At 63.0% G+C, this 19,216-nt stretch carries 13 protein-coding genes and 2 pseudogenes; 5 read left to right on the top strand and 10 right to left on the bottom strand.

Going from position 1 to position 19,216, the window contains the following annotated elements; all coding sequences use genetic code 11:
* Nucleotides 1-76 precede the first annotated feature (76 nt).
* Both BpN12_RS08360 and BpN12_RS08355 read left to right on the top strand, forming a co-directional pair.
* A pseudogene (locus BpN12_RS08360) lies at nt 77-795 on the top strand (IS630 family transposase); the annotation flags it as partial.
* Between the two features lie 274 nt (nt 796-1,069).
* Nucleotides 1,070-2,386: a tetratricopeptide repeat protein gene (locus BpN12_RS08355; protein WP_246791971.1), complete on the top strand. Its 1,317-nt coding sequence runs from the start codon at nt 1,070-1,072 to the stop codon at nt 2,384-2,386.
* A 234-nt stretch (nt 2,387-2,620) separates the two neighbouring features.
* Here the strand turns inward: BpN12_RS08355 and BpN12_RS08350 are convergent, their stop codons facing one another.
* From BpN12_RS08350 to BpN12_RS08325, 6 genes are read right to left on the bottom strand one after another with little or no spacing between them, the layout of a single operon-like run.
* Nucleotides 2,621-4,006 (bottom strand): efflux transporter outer membrane subunit, encoded by a 1,386-nt coding sequence (locus BpN12_RS08350; protein ID WP_425306254.1) that lies wholly within the window; start codon nt 4,004-4,006, stop codon nt 2,621-2,623.
* Between the two features lie 10 nt (nt 4,007-4,016).
* Complete coding sequence (locus BpN12_RS08345; protein WP_246791969.1) at nt 4,017-5,984, bottom strand: MacB family efflux pump subunit; 1,968 nt, start codon at nt 5,982-5,984, stop codon at nt 4,017-4,019.
* Between the two features lie 2 nt (nt 5,985-5,986).
* Nucleotides 5,987-7,186 carry a macrolide transporter subunit MacA gene (gene macA / locus BpN12_RS08340; RefSeq protein ID WP_246791968.1) on the bottom strand — a complete coding sequence of 400 codons (1,200 nt, stop codon included), beginning with the start codon at nt 7,184-7,186 and terminating at the stop codon, nt 5,987-5,989.
* A 6-nt stretch (nt 7,187-7,192) separates the two neighbouring features.
* Nucleotides 7,193-8,875 carry an ATP-binding cassette domain-containing protein gene (locus BpN12_RS08335; RefSeq protein WP_246791967.1) on the bottom strand — a complete coding sequence of 561 codons (1,683 nt, stop codon included), beginning with the start codon at nt 8,873-8,875 and terminating at the stop codon, nt 7,193-7,195.
* Nucleotide 8,876: 1 nt separating this feature from the next.
* The gene (locus BpN12_RS08330) at nt 8,877-9,545 is read right to left on the bottom strand and encodes a lasso peptide biosynthesis B2 protein (RefSeq protein ID WP_246791966.1); all 669 of its coding nucleotides are present in this window, start codon (nt 9,543-9,545) and stop codon (nt 8,877-8,879) included.
* Between the two features lies 1 nt (nt 9,546).
* A complete protein-coding gene (locus tag BpN12_RS08325) occupies nt 9,547-11,076 on the bottom strand; it encodes an asparagine synthase-related protein (protein ID WP_246791965.1) in 1,530 nt (509 codons plus the stop codon).
* Nucleotides 11,077-11,383: 307 nt separating this feature from the next.
* On the opposite strand from BpN12_RS08325, the gene BpN12_RS08320 reads away from it, so the two are divergent.
* The 3 genes and pseudogenes from BpN12_RS08320 to BpN12_RS08310 form a co-directional block, all read left to right on the top strand.
* Nucleotides 11,384-11,722 (top strand): hypothetical protein, encoded by a 339-nt coding sequence (locus BpN12_RS08320; RefSeq protein ID WP_246791964.1) that lies wholly within the window; start codon nt 11,384-11,386, stop codon nt 11,720-11,722.
* Between the two features lie 231 nt (nt 11,723-11,953).
* On the top strand, nt 11,954-12,202 hold the full coding sequence (locus BpN12_RS08315) for a hypothetical protein (protein WP_246791963.1): 249 nt from the start codon (nt 11,954-11,956) through the stop codon (nt 12,200-12,202).
* A gap of 210 nt (nt 12,203-12,412) precedes the next feature.
* Nucleotides 12,413-12,682, top strand: a pseudogene (locus BpN12_RS08310) (IS5/IS1182 family transposase); the annotation flags it as partial.
* 179 nt (nt 12,683-12,861) lie between these two features.
* On the opposite strand, the gene BpN12_RS08305 reads toward BpN12_RS08310, so the two are convergent.
* The 4 genes from BpN12_RS08305 to BpN12_RS08290 all read right to left on the bottom strand — a co-directional run bounded on the left by BpN12_RS08305 (nt 12,862) and on the right by BpN12_RS08290 (nt 19,216).
* A complete protein-coding gene (locus tag BpN12_RS08305; protein ID WP_246791962.1) occupies nt 12,862-14,439 on the bottom strand; it encodes a methyl-accepting chemotaxis protein in 1,578 nt (525 codons plus the stop codon).
* A 439-nt stretch (nt 14,440-14,878) separates the two neighbouring features.
* Nucleotides 14,879-15,538 (bottom strand): DUF2894 domain-containing protein, encoded by a 660-nt coding sequence (locus tag BpN12_RS08300; protein ID WP_246791961.1) that lies wholly within the window; start codon nt 15,536-15,538, stop codon nt 14,879-14,881.
* Nucleotides 15,531-16,226 carry an OmpA family protein gene (locus BpN12_RS08295; RefSeq protein ID WP_246791960.1) on the bottom strand — a complete coding sequence of 232 codons (696 nt, stop codon included), beginning with the start codon at nt 16,224-16,226 and terminating at the stop codon, nt 15,531-15,533. Before BpN12_RS08295 ends, BpN12_RS08300 begins: the two co-directional genes overlap by 8 nt.
* A complete protein-coding gene (locus BpN12_RS08290) occupies nt 16,223-19,216 on the bottom strand; it encodes a DUF802 domain-containing protein (RefSeq protein ID WP_246791959.1) in 2,994 nt (997 codons plus the stop codon). Before BpN12_RS08290 ends, BpN12_RS08295 begins: the two co-directional genes overlap by 4 nt.

The raw sequence follows: 19,216 nt of genomic DNA, 5'->3' as shown, positions 1-19,216 counted from the left end.
GCGCCGCGCCGCGCCGCGCCGGCGGGCGCGGTGATCGATGCCGCGACCGGCTAGTGTCCTGTTCCGTTGTTAACTGATCTATACGACGAGCGTGCATCGTTACTTCAAGCTGCTGGGTCTGCAGCCGCACCGAAGCGAAAGCTTCAAACTCTCGACCGATCAGTTCTTCATCGAGAAACTGCGTGACGTGGTCGGCTTGTACCTGAGTCCACCGGAGAACGCGCTGGTGCTGTGCGTGGACGAGAAGAGCCAGTGTCAGGCGCTCGAGCGCACGCAACCCATGCTGCCGATGGGTTTCGCTACGTCGAAGGCGTCACGCACGATTACGTTCGTCACGGCACCACCACGCTGTTTGCCGCGCTGAACGTGCTAAACGGCGCCGTGCTCGCCACTTGCAAGCCGCGTCACCGGCATCAGGAATTTCTGTCGTTCCTGCGTGAAATCGACAAGGCTGTCCCGGCCGAACTCGACGTGCATTGCATCGTCGACAACTACAGCAGCCACAAGCATCCGAAGGTCAAGGCGTGGCTGGCCACACGCCCGCGCTGGCACATGCATTTCATTCCCACCTACAGTTCGTGGCTCAATCAGGTCGAACGCTTCTTTGCGTTGATCACCGACAAGGCAATCCGTCGTGGCTCGTTCGGCTCGGTCAAGCAACTGATCAAGCGCATCGATCAGTTCGTTTCCCACTACAACGAAGACTGCAAGCCGTTTGCCTGGACCGCGTCAGCCGATTCCATCCTCGAAAAGCTCCATCGACTTTGTTCGCGAATCAGCGGAACAGGACATTAGCTGCCCAGGTTTTCGCTCGCGGGGCCGGCCGGTGCGGAGGCGCAGCCAGGTGTTCTGCGTGGCGCGGTGGGCTCGACGGGGGAAGGGTAAAACGGCGAACGAGGTGGCCCTCGGCCGGCGCGGCGCACTCACGTGCCCGACGCGCCGCGCTCGCCGCAGCCCACACGCGGATTCGCCGAACAGCGGCCGCATCACCCCGTAGCTCGTGCGACCGGCCCGGTCCGGCCTGCGCTAACGTAGGGTTTCGTCCCACGCCACCCGATCAGCCGCCGTCATGTCCGCTCCGCCCACCGCCCCACGCTCGGCCCACGCGCATTTCGAACTCGCGCTGTCGCTGGTGCAGGAGAATCTCTACGCCGAAGCCGAGGTCGAATACCGGCAGGTGCTGCAGCTGATGCCGAGCGCCGCCGCAGCGCACAGCAATCTCGGCAACGTGCTGGAGGTGCTCGACCGTCTGGCGGAGGCCGAGACCCACGTGCGGATCGCCGCGATGCTGGACCCGAAGCTGCCCGAGGCGCACTACAACCTCGGCAGCATCACGCGCCAGTCCGGCCGCTTCGACGAGGCCGAGGAGGCCTACCGGCGCGCGCTCGCGCTGCGCCCCGACTATCCCGACGCCGCGTTCGGGCTGGCCACGCTGCTGCTCGCGCGGGGCCGCTTCGAGGAAGGCTGGCAGCGCTACGAGTCGCGCTACACGCATCCGCGTTTCGTCCACGCCGACACGCTGCGTCGGCTCGCCTGCCCGCAGTGGCGCGGCGAGCCGCTGACCGGCCGCGCCGTGCTGGTGTGGCAGGAGGACGGCCTCGGCGACATGATCCAGTTCGCCCGTTATCTGCCGATGCTCAAGGAGGCCGGCGCGCAGCAGGTGACGGTGGCCTGCATGCGCGGCCTGCATCGGCTGCTGGCCGGCGTGCACGGCGTGGATGCCGTGCTCGATCACGATGCCGTGCAGGCGCGGGACGCCCACTTCGATTGCTGGACCAGCCTGATGAGCGCGCCCGCCGGGTTCGGCACCACGCTCGACACGCTGCCCGCGCCGCTGGCCCCGCCGCTGGACGCCGCGCTGCTCGCGCAGTGGCGCGTGCCGCTCGACATGCTGGCGGGCCGGCTCAAGGTGGGCGTGGTCTGGCGGGGCAACCCGCGGCATCACAACGACGCGAACCGCTCGCTGCCGTCGCTGGCCACGCTCGCGCCGCTGTGGGCCGCGCCCGACATCGCGTTCGTCAGCCTGCAGAAGGGCGCGGGCGAGGCGCAGGCCGCGCAGCCGCCGGCCGGCCAGCCGCTGCTGGATCTCGGCTCGCTGGTGGGCGATCTGGCCGACAGCGCGGCGATCGTCGCGCAACTCGATCTGGTGATCGGCGTCGATACCGCCATGATCCATCTGGCCGCGTCGCTGGGGGTGCCGTGCTGGGTGCTGCTGCCTTCACGCGACCTGGACTGGCGCTGGATGCAGGGGCGCGAGGATTCGCCGTGGTATCCCGGCCGCATGCGGCTGTTCCGGCAGTGGGGCGACGAGGGCTGGACGCCGGTGGTGGCACGGCTCGGGCGCGCGCTCGTCGAATGGGCCGGCGAGGCCGTGCCACGTGGTTGATTGTGCTTGATGGCACGCGGGCGCCGGCCGCCGCGATTGCGCGATGCTGGCCACGGCGTACCGGAACCGCAATACCGACGTCCGATACACTGCGCAGCTGACTCGTGGAGGTGAGGTGCCGGCGATCCGGTGATTACAGGTGATATCCGGTTGAGCCGGAGCGTCGCCAGCTCTCGCACACACGGAATTGGCGTACGGGGATGGGGACGGCGGCTGGCTCCGAGTCCGAGAGGATCACGTGCCGGTGCCGCCACCCAGCGCTTTGTAAAGTGCCATCTGATTATCGAGCCGGTCGCGCTGGTTCAGTATCAGGCTGCTCTGCGCATCCCGGAGGCGCTGCTGCTGGTCGAGCCACGGTTGCACACCGCTGGCGCCTGCCGTGAAGCGCGAACGCGCGAGCGTTTCGGCCCGTTGTGCCTGCGCAAGCGACAGTTTCAATTGCCGGGCCTCTTCCTCGAGTTGCAGGCGCCTGGACAGCGCGTTCTCCACTTCGGCCAGCGCGCCATACAGCTTCTGGCGGAAGTTGACTACGGCCTCCTGGTACTCGGCACCCGACACCTTGATCTTCAGCTGCATCGTGTTCCACTGGATGAACGGCAGCGCCAGACCCAGCCCGAGCGTGGCGACCGGGTTCTGCAGCACACGCTCGAGGCTGTCGCTCGAGATACCGAGGGAACCGGTCAGGGCGAAGGTGGGATAAAAACTGGTGCGGGCGATCTCGACGTTGGCGAGCGACTCTCGCAGCCGGATCTCTCCGGCATGCAGATCCGGCCTCCGGCCCAGCAGATCGGCAGGCAAGCCTGCCTGCACGTCGGGCAGCGGCCGGTCCGGCAGGCTTTTCGGTTCCGCAACTGCGCTTTGCGGTGGTCGGTCGAACAGGATCGCGAGCGCATTGCGGCTCTCGGTGCGCTGCTGGATCAGGCGGGTTTGCGCGGCACGCTGCGCCGACAGCGCCTGTGCAGACTGCGTGACGTCCAGCGCCGACACGGCACCGGCCGTGTAACGCGACCGGACCAGGGCCAGGGTCTGCTCGGCATAGCGAATATTGGCGTCGCCGAGTGCGATCTGCTGGTTCAGGTAGCCGGTCTGCCAGTAGAGCGAGGCGGTCGTGCCGATCAGCGTCAGCTCGGCCGACTGGCGATCGGCTTCGGTGGCTTGCGCCTCCCAGCGGGCCGCGCTGCGTTGAGCGGCGAGCTTGCCCCACAGATCCAGCTCGTAGGCGAGCGTGCCGTTCAGGTTGCCGCTTCGGTTCATCTGATGCGTATCGAGCATGCGCGAGACCTTGCTGCCGGCATCGAGCCCGAGCGCGGGTGTCAGATTGGTGGCGGCCAGCCCGGCCTGAAGCCGCGCGCGATAAACGCGTATTGCGGCGGCGGCGAGATCGTTGCTGGTGCGCAGCGCATCCTCGATCAAGCCGTCGAGCACGGGATCGCCGAAGCTGTGCCACCAGCGCGCCGGTGGCGCCGCGCTCGAGGGCGCAACGGGGGCGCTCCATTTCATCGGCAGGCTCACCAGCGGCAAGGCAGGTCCATCCGTGCTCGCGCAGGCGGACAGCACGACCGCCACGCAGACCAGCGCGAGGATGCCGCGCGAGGCTCGGTCAATCGTGCTCATCGGCATGTGCGAACTCTCAATCGCGCGCCAGCGCATCGATCGGATCGAGGCGTGAGGCGTTACGCGCCGGCATGAAGCCGAATACGATGCCGATCAGTGTCGAGCACAGGAAGGCCGAGACGATCGAGCCGGGCGAGAAGATCATTTTCCATTGAGTGACGCAGAGGGCGAACAGGAAACTCGTGCCGAACGACAACGCGATGCCGATCGCGCCACCCGTCAAGCAGACCAGCACGGCCTCCACCAGGAACTGCTGCATGATGTCGGCTTGGCGCGCGCCTACCGCCATGCGGATGCCAATCTCGCGGGTTCGCTCGGTGACCGACACCAGCATGATGTTCATTACACCGATTCCCCCGACGACCAGCGAGATCACGGCGATCAGCGAAAGCAGCAAGGTCAGTGATTCGCCCGTTTTCGCGGCGGTCTTCACTACACTGTCCATGTTGTAGGTAAAGAAATCCTTGCGGCCGTGCCGATGCTTCATCAGTTTGATGAGGCTCTGTTCGGCCAGCTTGCTCGGCTGACCGTGGCGAACCCGCACCGTGATGCTGTCCACGTAGCGCTGCCCGAACAGCCGGCCGCTCGCGGTCGTATAGGGTACCCATACGTTCAGGCTCTTGAGGTCGCCGAACGCGCTTTTCTTGTCGGCCACCACACCGATCACGACGCACGGCAGGTTGCCGATCAGGACCACTTCGCCAAGTGGATTCGCCTTGGCGCCGAACAGCTTGCGTCGCGTGTTCTGGTCGATCACGGCAACCTGGGCCTGGCGCCGGACCTCATCGGCGCCGAAGCGGGTGCCCTGTGCCATCTTCATGCCACGAACCTGAAAGAAGCTGCCGCCTACGCCGCTGATCATGGCGTCGACGTCGACGTCGCGGCGGCGTAGCAGCAGGCTGCGCGAGGTTTCCGGTGTCGCACTGTCGACGTAGAACTGTTCGCCGAGCGCGGCCACGTCGGCCGGCACCAGAGTCTGGATCGATTCGGCACGGCTGTCGCCCCAGTCGCTGCCGGGGTAGATATTGATCGTATTCGTGCCGATCGAGCTGATCTCGTCGAGCATGTAGTGCTTTGCGCCCTCGCCGATCGCGATGACAGACACCACCGAGGTGATGCCGATGATGATGCCGAGCATGGTCAGCAGCGTGCGCAGTCGGTGCGAGACGAGCGAGATCCAGGCCATCTTGAAGGCTTCCGCGAAGCGCCCGAAGCCGGCCGACAGACTCCGCGCGCGACGTGTACCCACGCCGCCGTTGTCAGTGGCTTGCGGCGCGACGTTCCGGTCTGGCTCGCGCGGGTTGAGGCGGTCGCTGACGATTTCGCCTTCGCTGATCTCGATGATGCGTCGCGCGTGCGCGGCCACCTGTTCGTCGTGCGTCACGATGATGACGGTATGGCCCAGCGCATTCAGCTCGCACAGCACGGCGATCACGTCCTGGCCGCTGCGCCTGTCGAGGGCACCGGTCGGCTCGTCGGCCAGGATCACCTCGCCGCCGTTGATCAGCGCGCGGGCGATGCTCACGCGCTGCCGTTGGCCGCCCGACAGCTGACTCGGTCGGTGCCCGGCATGATCGGCCAGCCCCAGGCGCGCAAGCAGTTGCGTGGCGCGCGCTCGCCGTTCGGCACGGACGTTGCCGGCGTAGACGGCCGGCATCTCCACATTGCCGGCGGCCGTCAGATGCGGCAGCAGGTGATAGCGCTGGAAGATGAAGCCGAAGTGCTCTCGGCGAAGCTGGGCAAGCTCGTCGCGGTCCAACTCAGCGGTCTCGCGTCCGCCGATACGGTAACTGCCTTCGCTGGGATGGTCGAGGCAGCCGAGGATGTTCATCAGTGTCGATTTCCCCGATCCGGAGGCGCCGATAATGGCGACGATCTCGCCAGCCTCGACGGCGAGATCGACGTCTCTCAGGGCCACCATGTCCTGGTCGCCGGCCGGAAAGCGGCGCGTGACCCCGGTCAGTTGCAGCAGGGGTTCCCGCATCGTCAGTTTCCTGCGACGGATGCGCAGACCGGCGTCTCGGCCGCGTCGGCGGCTTCGTTGATGATCACACGCTCGCCCTCCTTCAGGCCGTCGAGCACCTCGACCGAGACGTTGTTGTTGATCCCGGTGCGTACGCGGCGCATGTCGATTCGCGGGTGGCCCAGTTTATCGTTCGCGAGCACCCGAACCTGATAGCTGCCATTCCTGTACCTGGTGCCGAGCGCGGCCACCGGAATGGTCAGCGCATGGGCCGCAACGCCGAGCAGCACGTTGACTTGGGCCGTCATTGCGGTGCGCAGGCGATGACCGGGATTGGGCACTTCGAACAAGGCGTTGTAGAACACCGCCGCGTTTGCCTTCGACGCGCCGCCTAGGCTGTTCTGCGAGTAGAGGAAGTCCTGTGGTGCGGGCTCGATCGCGCGCAGCTTGCCGTAACGGCGCGCATCGGGTTCGCCGAGGATCGTGAAATAGGCGGTCTGGCCGGGAAAGACGTGAATTACATCTGCTTCGGATATCTGGGCTTTCACCATCATCGTGTCGAGATCGGCAAGCCTGAGGATCACCGGTGCCTGCTGTTGCGCAATCACGGTCTGCCCTTCCTGTGTGACGATCGCGACCACCTCGCCGTCCATCGGCGCGACGATACGCGTGTAGCCGAGATTGGCGCGAGCGGTCTCGATCTGGATCCGCGCGGTCTCAATCTGCGCCTGGAAGGAGGCAACGCTCGCGCGCTGCACGGCAAGATCGGCCTGTGCTCTCTCATAGTCCTGCCGCGAGGTGGCGTCGTCGCGCATCATCTGCTGCTGGCGCTGGAAGGCAAGTTCTGCCTGCCGCAGCTGGGCTGCCGCCGAACGCTGCTGCGCGGTCAAGTTCCGTTCGTTGGCCTGCGCCTCGCGCAGGGCGTTCCCGGAGATCACGGGATCGATCCGGGCGAGCCACTGCCCCTTTTTTACGGTATCGCCGAGCTTGACCTTGAGCGACTTCAATTGCCCTGACACCTGAGCGCCGACATCGACCTGCCGGAAGGCCTGCAGGGTGCCGCTGGCCAATACTGAGTTCTCGAGATTCGCACGGCCGACCCGAGCGGTGAGATATAGCGGGCTCTTGTCGCTGGAGAAAAAATGAAGGTAGAGCGCGACAAGAACGACCAACGCGACAGCACCGCCTCCCGTGCCGATCCGGAGGGTTCGGTTCTTCTTCATGGCAAATCAGGAAAACTCGCCAATATCAAGAACCGAATCTGCGCGATCGATGATGGCTTTTCGATGAGTGACGATGATCAGCAAGACCGATCGGGATTCGAGGAAGTCGATGATTCTGTCTTCGAGACATGCGTCGATGGAGGAGGTCGGCTCGTCGAGTACCAAGATTTTCTTGCCCCTCGCAAGTGCTCTGGCAATGACGATGCGCTGGCGTTCTCCTCCGGACAACTCACTTCCCATTATGCCGAGATCCGTGTCGAGCGTAATTATAGAATGACCGGTCTGGCCGAGGATGTTGGAAAGATCGAGTTGCTCAACTAGATTCTCCAGTTCTACCTCGGATACGTTGGAGGAAGCTCCGTAGCAGATGTTTTCACGAAGCGTGCCAGAGAATATAAATGGATGTTGTGGAACAAAGGCAAGCTCATCGAAGATACCGGTGGCGCCGAATTTCGCAACGGGCTCTCCTTGGAATTTGATGCTGCCTGATTCGAACCCGCGCATTCCGAGCATCATGGTAAGCAATGTGGTTTTTCCGATGCCGGAATGTCCTGAAATTACATGCGTTCCGCTGGATGGCACGATCCACGAAATTTTTTTACCGTACACTCCCGGCAGCGCAAGGTTTTCGATTTCGAAGGCTGGTTGCTGATTGGAAATTCGGGGTCCTTGAAAGAAAATTTCCTTGTCGGGCTCGGGAGGCATATCGAGATAGTGCAATCCACGCTCAAGTGAAATGAAATCCTTTTTCAAGTTGATAAGGGAGCTTGTCAGCATGCTGAAGGGCGAGGTTATCTGCATGATATAACCAATGACAACAAGAAAACTACTTGATGAAATTGAGCCGCCACGGATCTCGATTGCGACATATGTAGAGCAAATCGTCAAAACCATGCCAACGGCCAATGCCTGAATGCTCATCAGGGTTGCGGCTTTGATATTGGTTGAGGTGATGACTGTGACGTTTTCTTTTGCGTGTGCGAGGCCAAGCTGGGTTTCGTGATCGTAGGTGCGGTTAATTTTTATATTGAATAATGCATCGAGTCGCTCCGAAAGGTGTGCGAATAATTTATTTTCGGATGCGTAAATGGATTTGTGAATCACTCCGCTTTTTTCGGCAATAATATACGAAACAATAAATAATATTGAAATCATGATTATGAAAATTATCGCAAATTTTGCACTAATTAATTTTGCGACGACCAGGAATGCAATAAAAAGCTCGAACAAGATGGGTAGTATTGTCCAGAAAATGGACATGCTGATCCCACTAAAGCTATCTCGAACTCGTCGGATGTCCTGGATGATCGTGCTCTTGCTCAAACGCTGCTGATCCGCGAGAGGCAGGCGAATGACGTGCTGGAGCATGGCCAGATATATCGCGGCATCAGACCGAGTAAGTGCGGCGGCTGATGCCGCGCCCTTCAACCAGGAAAAAACTTGCGATATGGTCCAGACGATACCAAAGCCAAGTACCAGCAGCATTGCCCGATACGAGGTATCCAGTTGGTGGGTGAGTGCATCGTTCGCGCGAGCCAGCAAATAAGGCACGGCAGCATTGATTGCACCGAGTAAAAAGAAGAGTGCTGTGGTGATCGCGAACCGATATGTGAATCCACGATAAGAGGCTACAACGATGGCGAAGCCACGAAGATAAGGCCGGACCCATGCCTGGCGCAAGTGATTCATGCTAGATGCTCACAATAGGTGAAATTCTCTGGAACATGTCCGCTCGATCGCCAATTACCACGCCGTTAATGTCGATCCATGCATGAGAGAGAAAATTGTAATTTTGGACGCCGATATGGAAAGTTGGGTGGTAGCCTTTCCTGATTAATATTTTGAATAACGCGCATGAAAATTCGAGGCACTCGAAGCGAAATGGAAGAAAATGGGAGGCTCGCGTCAACGAATAGGCCAGTTGTTGAGGGTAAATCAAATCATCGCGTCGGGGAGGCGTTCGTTTCTTCGAGGTGCGCATCTGTGCGAGTATCCGGGGAAGCCCCAAAGAGGCAAGTCGTAGTTTGAGGCTGATTGCAACCGCCAATGCCTCAACGACATATCTGAATCTTACTGCTGTAATAAGGTGTTCCCGGCGATCCCATCGATAGTCGCCGATGCCGTACCCGGACATGGAGATAGTGCTGATATATTGTCGGGTGTCAGCAGAAATTAAAATCGATTCTTGAACCAAATGTTCGACAATCCCGGCCCGATCTTTCATGTCTTCAAATGACGACAATACTTCACGAGTGGTGTCCTCGGGAAGAACGAGAAATGTGTCATTTTTTTCATCAAATATTATCAATGAGTCATGCAGCAGGATATGTTGAATATTATCGTTAAATTTGAAAGGCATATTATGTAAATTGCAAGAGTGTTTTTTCAAATGATATGAGGCGAAGCAGGGCGGCTGAAATTCCATTGACGCCGGTTGCTGCATGATTCATGTGGCGTGCAACGGCATCTCTGTTGATGTATTCGAGTTTCGAAAGATACCCATTTTCAATCGTTGACTGAATTTCGGTCAGGTTTTTCAAAATGGACCTTTGATGAGCTGCAGTAATGTCGCCCTTTTCTGATCTGAATTGAATATCCGGGAAGCGAGCCTGAATCGAGGAGCGAAACGGAATTCGGCGTCTGGTGCCGTCGAAAAATTCATGATTCGGCCATGAACGTGCCGCATCAATCATTTTTCTTGATGTGAATGGAAAGTATATGTTTGATATTGGTAGATGGTTCGATTGGAAGCTATTTTGATAAATTGCTGACAAAATCCATCTCTCATGGATATCGTCAGATGGGGTGTTTCTCTTTTTTGATGTATTGGCTAGATTTTTAAGTTCGGTGGAAAATAACGACGAATCTTGAGGATGTAATGTTTTGCGTCTTGAGAGGATTCCTGAAAATACAAGCATCGGTGTTCCGATGTTTGTTAGTTTTGCTAAATGGTCGAGCTTGCGGAGCGCCGTGCGTGGACCATATTTCTTTAGAATTTGACGTAAAATTTCAGAAGGTGGGGGATCGAGAAAAAGATGATCACCCCCGTGACCGTCGAAAACGCCAACTGTGGAGCATTCGGTTTCTGCCAACATATCCAGAATGGTTCGCTCATAAAAATTATCGAACGCTGTTGCGGTGGATGGTAGTGGCCGAATGAAAGATGACGGAGTAAGAGAAACTAATTCGTCTGGAGCGATGGTTGAGACAACATGTCGAACTCCCAGGGCGTTGGTGATTGATTTCGCATGCTCGACATCATGAGGTGAGCTACTATTGGTTGCATGCCACGTGACGGCAACTATATTTTTAGGATCGCGAAATTCCATAAGGCCATACAGGATTGCACTTGAATCCGTTCCTCCAGAAAAATTAACCATTACAAGCTCGTGGCCATGACTATAATCTTGCAGGGTTTTCAAGAACGAATCCGCGATATCAATCCGGGTATTGCTTTCTCTCAGGCAGGGATATTCGAACTCAGGTTCGTTATTGGCATTATTCCTGATGCGGGAAATTTTTATGGTTCCTCCTGGTGGAAGCGAAAAAAGTCCTTTCCATATCGTGCGGAATGAATAATTTTCATCACCCATGAGGGAGGCCGCGACGGAATCGAGGTCGATTGTCCGGGGGCTCAAGCCATATATTTTTCTCAGATCGGTGGATAGATGCACCGATGCTGCATCTTCCGAAAGAAATATTGTGCTTTTATTGAAGGGATCGCTGGTAATGGATATGATCTGTGGATTCCCGGAAATGCAAGCTGCAATTTTCAGGGTTTCGTTGGAAAGTGATTTGATATTTACGTTGATGTTGATTTTTTGCAGATGTTTTCTCTCAATTAATCTGAATGATTCATTGGTGTCTATGATTTTGTAGTTGCCGATCATTTTTTTGCGTGCGATGTTTTTCCCGCACCCGTAGCCCAAGGTGCGGGGGATTATTGTGCAATCACCACCTCAACAGATATTGTCTGCCATTTGGTGAGTGGTCGTTTTCAAAATGGCACGAACGTGCCAAATGGAATGGGCCCCATATCGGCAAAGCTCCGGTAAACCGTATACCGACCTTCGATGTTGGGGCCGCCGCCTTGGCCTCTCGTGACCTTTGAGGCGCGAAGGAACACAATTCTTTCGAAGCATTTCAAATTGGACATGGTCATTTTTATCTCGGAAAGGTTATCGGATGAATGACTGAATGAAGATGCAAATCAGAATCATTCGTAGTTATCCTAACTTCGATGAAATTTTCAGTCAACAGCTCATCTCCAGTCGCTTAATGACGTTCGCCGAGGTTGAAGAGGGCGTGCATGTGCCAAGGCGTGAGGGCTGCGTAGTCGTAGTCGGTTGCTGCTCGCCGCAGTCGCTGATGAAATCGGGGCGTCAGCTGCGACAGTTTGCATCGAATCAAATCATCTACTGCGACAGTTTGCGTCGATTTGTGCGTGGTTATTTGATACGACTGATTCCAATGCCTAAATCGAACTCGGCGTCAGATGTAGTTACCCGGCAATCCAGTTTGAACGGTGCGTCTTGATGTGCTTACCGTTGATTACCGAGGCTGCTGCTCCGAGCGCCCTCACTCGTTGCTCGTCGGCGGCAAAGAGGATTCAGCTGGCCATTTTCTGCATGGGGCGGATCGCGCTGGGGATTGTGAGTCGCGCAGATTGCCCCGAGGTCGGCCGCTCGCCGATGCGTGTGCAGGCCAGATCGAGCGGCGCGATCGCCTGCGTTGAGCCCCGTGAGGCGGTGCCTGTTCGATCGTCGAGTGCCTGGTGTTCCGCATCTTTTCAGCGGCGATGTTGCCGTCGGGCTGCACGACGGTCCTGTCATCGGCGACGGTTTTGTTGCGTGCCTTGAGGATTGCGGCCAGCGCCGTCCGGCCGACGGCGCACTCGATTGCGGTCTGGATCTGGTCGTGCGGGTAAAGGGCGAGTTCGCGTTCACCCAGGCGGGCGGCAGCAAATCGCAGCGCGTCTTGCTGGGCAATTGGCGCCGATGTCAACCGGGACGGTGACGGCCGAGCAAGATCGACCAACCTCGGCATTTGTGAGGTTGCCGTGGACAAGGCGATTCCCTTGAGGCGTCTCGTTGCACGAGAGTCGGCACCACGCTGGAACGTTAGATACCAGTTGGCTGAACGAGATGTGATCTGGGTCGCAAGCGTGGCGCCGCGGCATCTTGACTGAATATGGCAGCAGTCAGCGTGGGTTCGGAGCCGACGCGCCGGATCAATCGTGTGATGCCGCACGCGGCGCCAGACGACGGCCGAACCGGGGGCTCGCCCATTGACGGCGCGTACGGCGCGCTGGGCTGGTTACGCTGTCAGCCAACACAATGCGAACGCATCGGGCAGATCTTCGATTGAGGCAATACGGTTGGCCGGCTTCGCCGGGCGATGTATCGCGATCGTGAGCGAGTCGAGCAATTGTTCCTGACGACACGGACGGCCTATAACCTCACTCGCATGCGTATGCTCGCCGCCAAAGTGATGTAGAGATGCAGATCGCCAAGGCGATGATCCAAGTTCCGCCTGCATTCCGAATGTTCGGCATCAAATCGACATGAACCCAGCTGGAGCGGCGGCCTTTGGGGAAGGCATGCCAACGCATCGGCGAGCTATATTTCACCAGCCCGCCCCTCACGCCACCACCTATCCCGGCGGCGTCACCGCGCTCACACCGTGGCGCCGACGCGGAAGAACGCCACCGCCTCGGTCAGATGCCGCCCCTGGCCTTCGAGCGACTTCGACGCCGCCGCCGCTTCCTCGACCAGCGCCGCGTTCTGCTGCGTGACGGAGTCCATCTGCGTGATGGCGAGGTTGACCTGCTCGATGCCACGGCTCTGCTCGTGCGACGCCGAGGCGATCTCGCCCATGATGTCGGTCACGCGCGCCACCGCCTGGGTCACCTCGGACATGGTCGCGCCGGCCGTGGTCGCGAGCGACGAGCCTTCCGCGATCTTGCGCACCGATTCGCCGATCAGCTCCTTGATCTCCTTGGCCGCGCTCGACGAGCGCTGCGCGAGCGAACGCACCTCGCTGGCCACCACCGCGAAGCCGCGTCCCTGCTCGCCGGCGCGCGCCGCTTCCACCGCCGCGTTCAGCGCCAGGATGTTGGTCTGGAACGCGATGCCCTCGATGATGCCGGTGATGTCGGCGATGCGCGTGGAACTGGCGCTGATGTCGCCCATCGTGCTGACCACCTGGCCGACCACCTGGCTGCCCTTCACGGCCACCGCCGAGGCGTTGGTCGAGAGCATGCTGGCCTGCTGCGAGTTCTCGGCGTTCTGGCGCACGGTGGACGTCAGCTGCTCCATGCTCGATGCGGTTTCCTGCAGCGAGGCGGCCTGCTGCTCGGTGCGCGCGGACAGGTCGACGTTGCCCGAGGCGATCTGGCTCGAACCGGTCGCGATGCCGTCGGCGGCCGAGCGCACCTGGCCGATCAGGTCGACGAGGCTGGCCTGCATCTGCGCCATCGAGGCCAGCACGCTGCCCTCGGGCGCCTGTTCGCCGCCCGCCACGCGGCTCAGGTCGCCGTCGGCCACGCGGCGCGCCACGGCGTTCAGGTCGTCCGGCTCGGCGCCGAGCGAGCGCATCAGGCCGCGCGTGATCAGCAGCCCCGCGATCACCGCCATTGCGATCGCCGCGAGGCAGGTCGACACCAGCAGGTTGCGCTGCAGCGCGTAGTGTTCCTCGGCCTCGCGCAGCATGCCGTCGGCGCGCTCGCGCGCGGACGCCTGATAGGTGTCGGTGGCCTTGACCAGCGCGGCCAGCAGCGGCCGGCACTCGTCGTTGATCTTGGTGATCGCGTCGTCGCGCTTGCCGGCCACGGCGAGATCGACGATCCCCTGGGCGACCGGAGTATAGGCGGTCTCGATCCGGTTGATCTCGGCCACCAGCGCGCGTGCCTTCTCGCTGGTGTCCGAGCCGTTCGCGATCATCGTATTGAGTTTCGAGAGGCTCGACTCGACGTCCTGCTGGGCCTGCGCCTCCACCTGCTTTTCCAGCTCGAAATCGGCGGGGCGCACGGCGAGTGCCATATTGCGCGCCGCGATGGCGCGCCGGTCCACGGCGTTGCGCACCTGCTGCGCCGTCAGCGCGCGCGCGTTGACGCCGGATACGAAACGCACGAAGCGATCGTTGGCGCTGCCAAGCATCGCCAGCGAGATCCCCGATACGATCGCGACCACGGCCGCCAGCACGGCGAACGCGCCGTAGAGTTTTGCCTTGACCGACATCTTCTTATTACTCATACCAATAGATTCCGGATAGCTTGTCCGAGACGTGAAGGAAATTCTCTCAATGCCGACGCGCTCGGTTTGTCGGTCGTGGCGATGAAGGCCATCTGATAAGCAATAACGGCGCGCGGCGATGCAGGTTTAGCCGCGCAAAGGTTTGCGTTTCGATTTGTCTTTATTTAACAATGTTACGGTTGCGCACGGGGCGCGTTGTCATCTTCGTGTGGACAGGAACGACCGTGAAAAAGCCGTGTGACGGCGGCGAATGCGGCTGGGGCGAGGCCGATTCGGCCAGTTTTGTCGAATGCGCCGCGCGGGATCGCCGGCCGCGCGGCGCGCGTCTCGTGCAGATGGCGTCCGCGCGCGCGTGGCCGCCGCCGTGTCAGGTGGCGCAACACGGTGAAATGCCGTGCAATGCCGTGCAATACGCCGTAACGTTGCGCGCCTGACGGACCTAACGCGCCTTCGTGCGGCGCGCTTTCTTCGGGGCGCCGGCCGTGGCGCGCGGCGCATCCTTCTGCGTCGAGGCCGCGTCGCCATGCAGGTCCTCGAGCCACGACAGCGCGTCGGCATAGGCGAGGAACTGCCGCAGATAGTCGGGCGACAGCTCGCGCATCAGCAGCAACGCGCGATGCACGAGGCTGCTCGAATTGAGCGGCCCGGCGTTCCTCGGCACGCGGTCGAGCGACTGCTGCACCTGCTGGTCGGCGCTCAGCTTCGACCAGACTTCACGGAAATAATCGAGCAGTTCGGCGGGCGGCGCGCGGCGTGCGGCGCGCGCGACGTCGTCATGCAGGGCCGCGAATGCATCACGCGGCGGCCGCGCTTCGGCGGGTGCGGCGGCCATGGGTTCGTGCGATGCCTCGCGTTCGACGATTGCCGCGTAGGCGGCGAGCAGGGCGTCGAGCCGCGCGTCCAGCACGCGCCGCGTCGCGCCCGCATGCGTGCTGGCGCGCCGTGCCAGCGCGTCGAGCGCGGCGAAACGCACGGGCGCGAGCCGGTCGGCGCCGTCCGCGCGCCACCCGGCGAGCCGGGCCTCGATCGCGGCGGAGCCGAGCGGCGCCGCGTCGGGCGCCGAGGCCTCGTCGTGTCCGGGCGGGAACGCGTCACTCATGCGTGTTGCCCGTCGCGGCGGTGGGCTGCGAAGCGGCCGAAGCAGGCGCGGCGGCCGCCACCGAACTCGTCGGGCGCGGCACCGCGGCGATCTCCACGCGGCGGTTCCGCGCGCGGCCCGCCTCGTCGGCGTTCGAGCTGACCGGCTGCTCGGAGCCGAACGCCGCCGCGAACACCGAGGCGGCGGGCACGCCGGCGTCGATGAACGCGCGCGTGACCGTCAGCGCGCGCTCGGCCGAGAGTTCCCAGTTGTCGGCGAAACGATGGTTGCCGGCGTGGACCTGCTGGTCGTCGGCGAAACCGCTGACCATCAGGATCTGGTCGCGATCGCGCAGATAGGCGCTCAGCGGCCCGGCGAGGCTGCGCAGCAGCTCGCTGCCCTGGGGCTGCAACTGGTCGGAATTCACGGCGAACAGCACGTTGCCGCTGATGCCGATGCGGCCGTCCACCAGCGTCACGCGGCCGGCCGCGAGCGGGCCGGCCAGCGCCTGTTCGAGCGTCTTGCGCCGCTGCGTTTCGAGCTGCCGCTGCTTCACCTCGTCGGCGAGCCGCGACGAGGCTTCGAGCTGCATCCCGATCACGCCGACCAGGATCAGCACGAACGCGCCGAGCAGTGCCGCCATCAGGTCGCCGAACGCGGCCCAGACGGGCGCGGTCGGCTCCACGCCGCCTTCGATCTCGTCGTTCATGCCGCGTTCGTCCCGCCGATGCGCTGCAGGTTGTCGACGATCTGCTTCTGCGAGAGCAGGCTCAGGTCGATCACGTCCTTGGCCTGCGCGACGTAGTAAGCGAGCTGCTCGTCACTGCGCGTGAGCGACTGGTCGAGCGCCGCTTCGATGCGCTGCAGCTGCGCCATCAACTGCTCGTTGGTCGCGCCGAACTGCTGCACGGCCTGGCCGAACGCGTCGGCCAGGCTGGCCATCTCGACCGCGCTGCCGGTGACTTGCGCGGCCACGCCGTCGAGCGCCTGCGCGCCGGCCGCGACCTGCTCGTCGAAGCGCGTGCCCACGCGCTCCATCAGGCCGGCAGAGGTCTGCACCAGCGCGTCGATCGCGTCGCGCTGCTCGGTGCTGGCATGGCTGACGGCGTCGAGCAGCGTGGCGACGGTCGAGAGCAGGCGCGAGCGTTCCTCGAGCATCGCGGTGTCCTGCACCATGCTCTCGGAGAGCTTGCGGCGCAGCTCGCCGACGATCTCCGCGGCGGCGCGCGGCGCGTCGGCGGCCGCGTCGGCCAGGCGTGCGATCTCGGCGATCGTGCCGTTCGCGTGCGTTTCGGTGTGGGCGGCGATGTCGGCGGCGGTTTTCGCGAGCGTGTCGCAGATGGTTTGCTGGCGGTCGGCCGCTTCGGTCGAAGCCGCCTTCCAAGCCGAGGCGTTGGCCTCGGCTGCGCGTGCGATTTCGGCGATGGTGCCGCTGGCGTGCGCTTCGGTTTGCGTGGCGATCTCGTCGGCCGTTTTCGCGAGCGCATCGCAGATGGCTTGCTGACGCTCGGTGGCTTCGGTCGATGCGGCTTTCCAAGCCGATGCATTGGCTTCCGCCGCACGCGCGATCTCGGCGATGGTGCCGCTCGCCTGCGCTTCGGTTTGCGTGGCGATCTCGCCGGCCGTTTTCGCGAGCGCATCGCAGATAGCTTGCTGACGCTCGGTGGCTTCGGTCGATGCGGCTTTCCATGCCGATGCGTTGGCTTCCGCCGCGCGCGCGATTTCGGCGATGGTGCCGCTTGCGTGTACTTCGGTATGCGCGGCGATCTCGCCGGCGGTCTTCGCGAGCGCATCGCAGATGGCTTGCTGACGCTCGGTGGCTTCGGTCGATGCCGCCTTCCAAGCCGACGCATTGGCCTCAGCCGCGCGCGCGATCTCGGCGATCGTGCCGCTCGCCTGCGCTTCGGTATGCGCGGCGATCTCGCCGGCGGTCTTCGCGAGCGCATCGCACACGGCTTCCTGACGCTCGGCCGCCTGCGTACTCGCCGCGAGCCACGCGGCCGACGCCGTGTCGGCCGCCCGCGTGATTTCGGCGAGGGTGCGCGCGGCCTGCGTCTCGGCCTGCGCCGCGATGCCGTGCGTGGTCCGTTCGAGCGCCTCGCCGAGCGCCTGCTGCCGCTCGGCGGCCTGCGCGCTCGCGGTCTGCCACGCGGCGGACGTGGTGGCGGCGGCGCGCGCGATTTCGGCGAGCGTGCGGCTGGTCTGCGTCTCGGCCTGCGCGACGAGGGTGCCGGCGGTCCGTTCGAGCGTCGCGCAGACGGCCTGCTGCTGCTGCGCCGCCTGCGCGTTGAGCGTATGCCATTCGCCGCGCAGCGCCGCGCCGAGCGCCGCGAGTTCGGCCGTCCAGGCCTTGAGGCGCGTGTCGTCACGCTCGGCGAGCCGCGCCTGCCAGTCGGCCTGCGCCGTGCCCAGCTCGTGCAGCAGCCCGGCCGCCTGCCGCTCGAAGGTGTCGGCCGCGGCCGCGAGTGCCTGCCGCTGGTCGCCGGCCAGCTTCTCGCCGGTCTGCTCCTGGCGCGCCAGCGCGGCCTGCCACGCCTGCGAGATGCCGTCCGCGGCCGTCGCCTGCTGCGTGCCGACCTCGCGCAGCAGGGCCGTCGAGCGCGCCTCGAAGCTGCGGTTGAAGCCATCCAGCGCGCCGCGCAGGTCGTGCGCGAGCGTGTCGCCCCAGCGGCGCTGCGCGTCGAGCGCCTCGGTCCAGATCCCGGCCACGCGCGTGGCGTTGGCCTCGAAGCCGGTGGTGAGGCCGTCGAGCTGGCGCTCCACGGCCTGCGTCAGCGAGCCGTGCAGGGCGGCGCTTTCGCGCGCGAGGCCGGCCATGGCAGCCTCCACCACCGGCGCGATCGCCGCGCCGGCGGCGCGCGCGCTGTGCTCGGCGCTGGCCGTCAGGGCCTCGCCGAGCGTGGCGGCCAGACGCGTGTAGCTGGCCTCGGCATTGGCGAGGAACGCTTGCTGGCCGGCCATCTGATGTTCGCCGAGCGTCGTGCTCTGGCGCTCGATGCCGGCGATCAGGGTTTCCAGGCGCGCGACCAGCGTGGGCAGCGCCTCGGCCTGCCGCTGCATCATCAGGAAGCCGGCCTCGCGCTGCTGCGCCTGCGTGAACGGGCGCAGCGTGGTGGCCAGCTGCGCGTCCAGGCGCTGGGCGACTTCGAGCCGCTCGCGGCGGCACAGCGCCGAGAGCAGCCCGAGCATCGCGGAACTCGCGACGCCGGCGATCGAGGTGCCGAACGCGAAGCCGAGCCCGCGGATCGGCGCATAGAGCGCGACGCGGATCGCGTCGAGGCCGGTGGCGCCGTCGAGCGCCGCGCTGGTGCCGCGCAGCGTCGCCACCATGCCGAGCAGCGTGCCGAGCATGCCGAGCAGCACCAGCAGGCCGACCAGATACGGCGTCAGCGCGGGGCCGGGCAGCGCGGCGCGCTCGCCGTCGAGGCGCGCACGCACGGCGCCGCGCAGGCTCGGGTGCAGCGTGTCGAGCCAGGCCCCGGACGAGGCCGGCGCGGCGGGCAGGGAAAGCGCGCGCGCGAGGTTCGCGGTGGCCTGCCGGTAGCGGTGCAGCTCGAACGCGCCGCCCGCGTAGCAGGCCGCGATCAGGGCCGTGACGGCCAGCGCCAGCGGATTGGTGGCGAGGTAGCCGGCGCCGATCCAGCACACCACGGCGAGGCCGGCGAGGAATACAACGAAATCGATACGAAGTCTGGACAT

The sequence above is a fragment of the Burkholderia perseverans genome (assembly GCF_022870505.1).
Lineage (GTDB): Bacteria > Pseudomonadota > Gammaproteobacteria > Burkholderiales > Burkholderiaceae > Burkholderia > Burkholderia plantarii.
This window is presented reverse-complemented; position numbering and strand designations above follow the sequence as displayed.

Bases quoted from the DNA above. Each gene is read 5' to 3' on its own strand.
- BpN12_RS08345 (WP_246791969.1), bottom strand. From the start codon at position 5,984: ATGCGGGAACCCCTGCTGCAACTGACCGGGGTCACGCGCCGCTTTCCG.
- BpN12_RS08335 (WP_246791967.1), bottom strand. From the start codon at position 8,875: ATGAATCACTTGCGCCAGGCATGGGTCCGGCCTTATCTTCGTGGCTTC.
- BpN12_RS08355 (WP_246791971.1), top strand. From the start codon at position 1,070: ATGTCCGCTCCGCCCACCGCCCCACGCTCGGCCCACGCGCATTTCGAA.
- BpN12_RS08290 (WP_246791959.1), bottom strand. From the start codon at position 19,216: ATGTCCAGACTTCGTATCGATTTCGTTGTATTCCTCGCCGGCCTCGCC.
- BpN12_RS08350 (WP_425306254.1), bottom strand. From the start codon at position 4,006: ATGCCGATGAGCACGATTGACCGAGCCTCGCGCGGCATCCTCGCGCTG.
- BpN12_RS08320 (WP_246791964.1), top strand. From the start codon at position 11,384: ATGAAGATGCAAATCAGAATCATTCGTAGTTATCCTAACTTCGATGAA.
- BpN12_RS08305 (WP_246791962.1), bottom strand. From the start codon at position 14,439: ATGAGTAATAAGAAGATGTCGGTCAAGGCAAAACTCTACGGCGCGTTC.
- BpN12_RS08295 (WP_246791960.1), bottom strand. From the start codon at position 16,226: ATGAACGACGAGATCGAAGGCGGCGTGGAGCCGACCGCGCCCGTCTGG.
- BpN12_RS08300 (WP_246791961.1), bottom strand. From the start codon at position 15,538: ATGAGTGACGCGTTCCCGCCCGGACACGACGAGGCCTCGGCGCCCGAC.
- BpN12_RS08325 (WP_246791965.1), bottom strand. From the start codon at position 11,076: ATGATCGGCAACTACAAAATCATAGACACCAATGAATCATTCAGATTA.
- macA (WP_246791968.1), bottom strand. From the start codon at position 7,186: ATGAAGAAGAACCGAACCCTCCGGATCGGCACGGGAGGCGGTGCTGTC.
- BpN12_RS08330 (WP_246791966.1), bottom strand. From the start codon at position 9,545: ATGCCTTTCAAATTTAACGATAATATTCAACATATCCTGCTGCATGAC.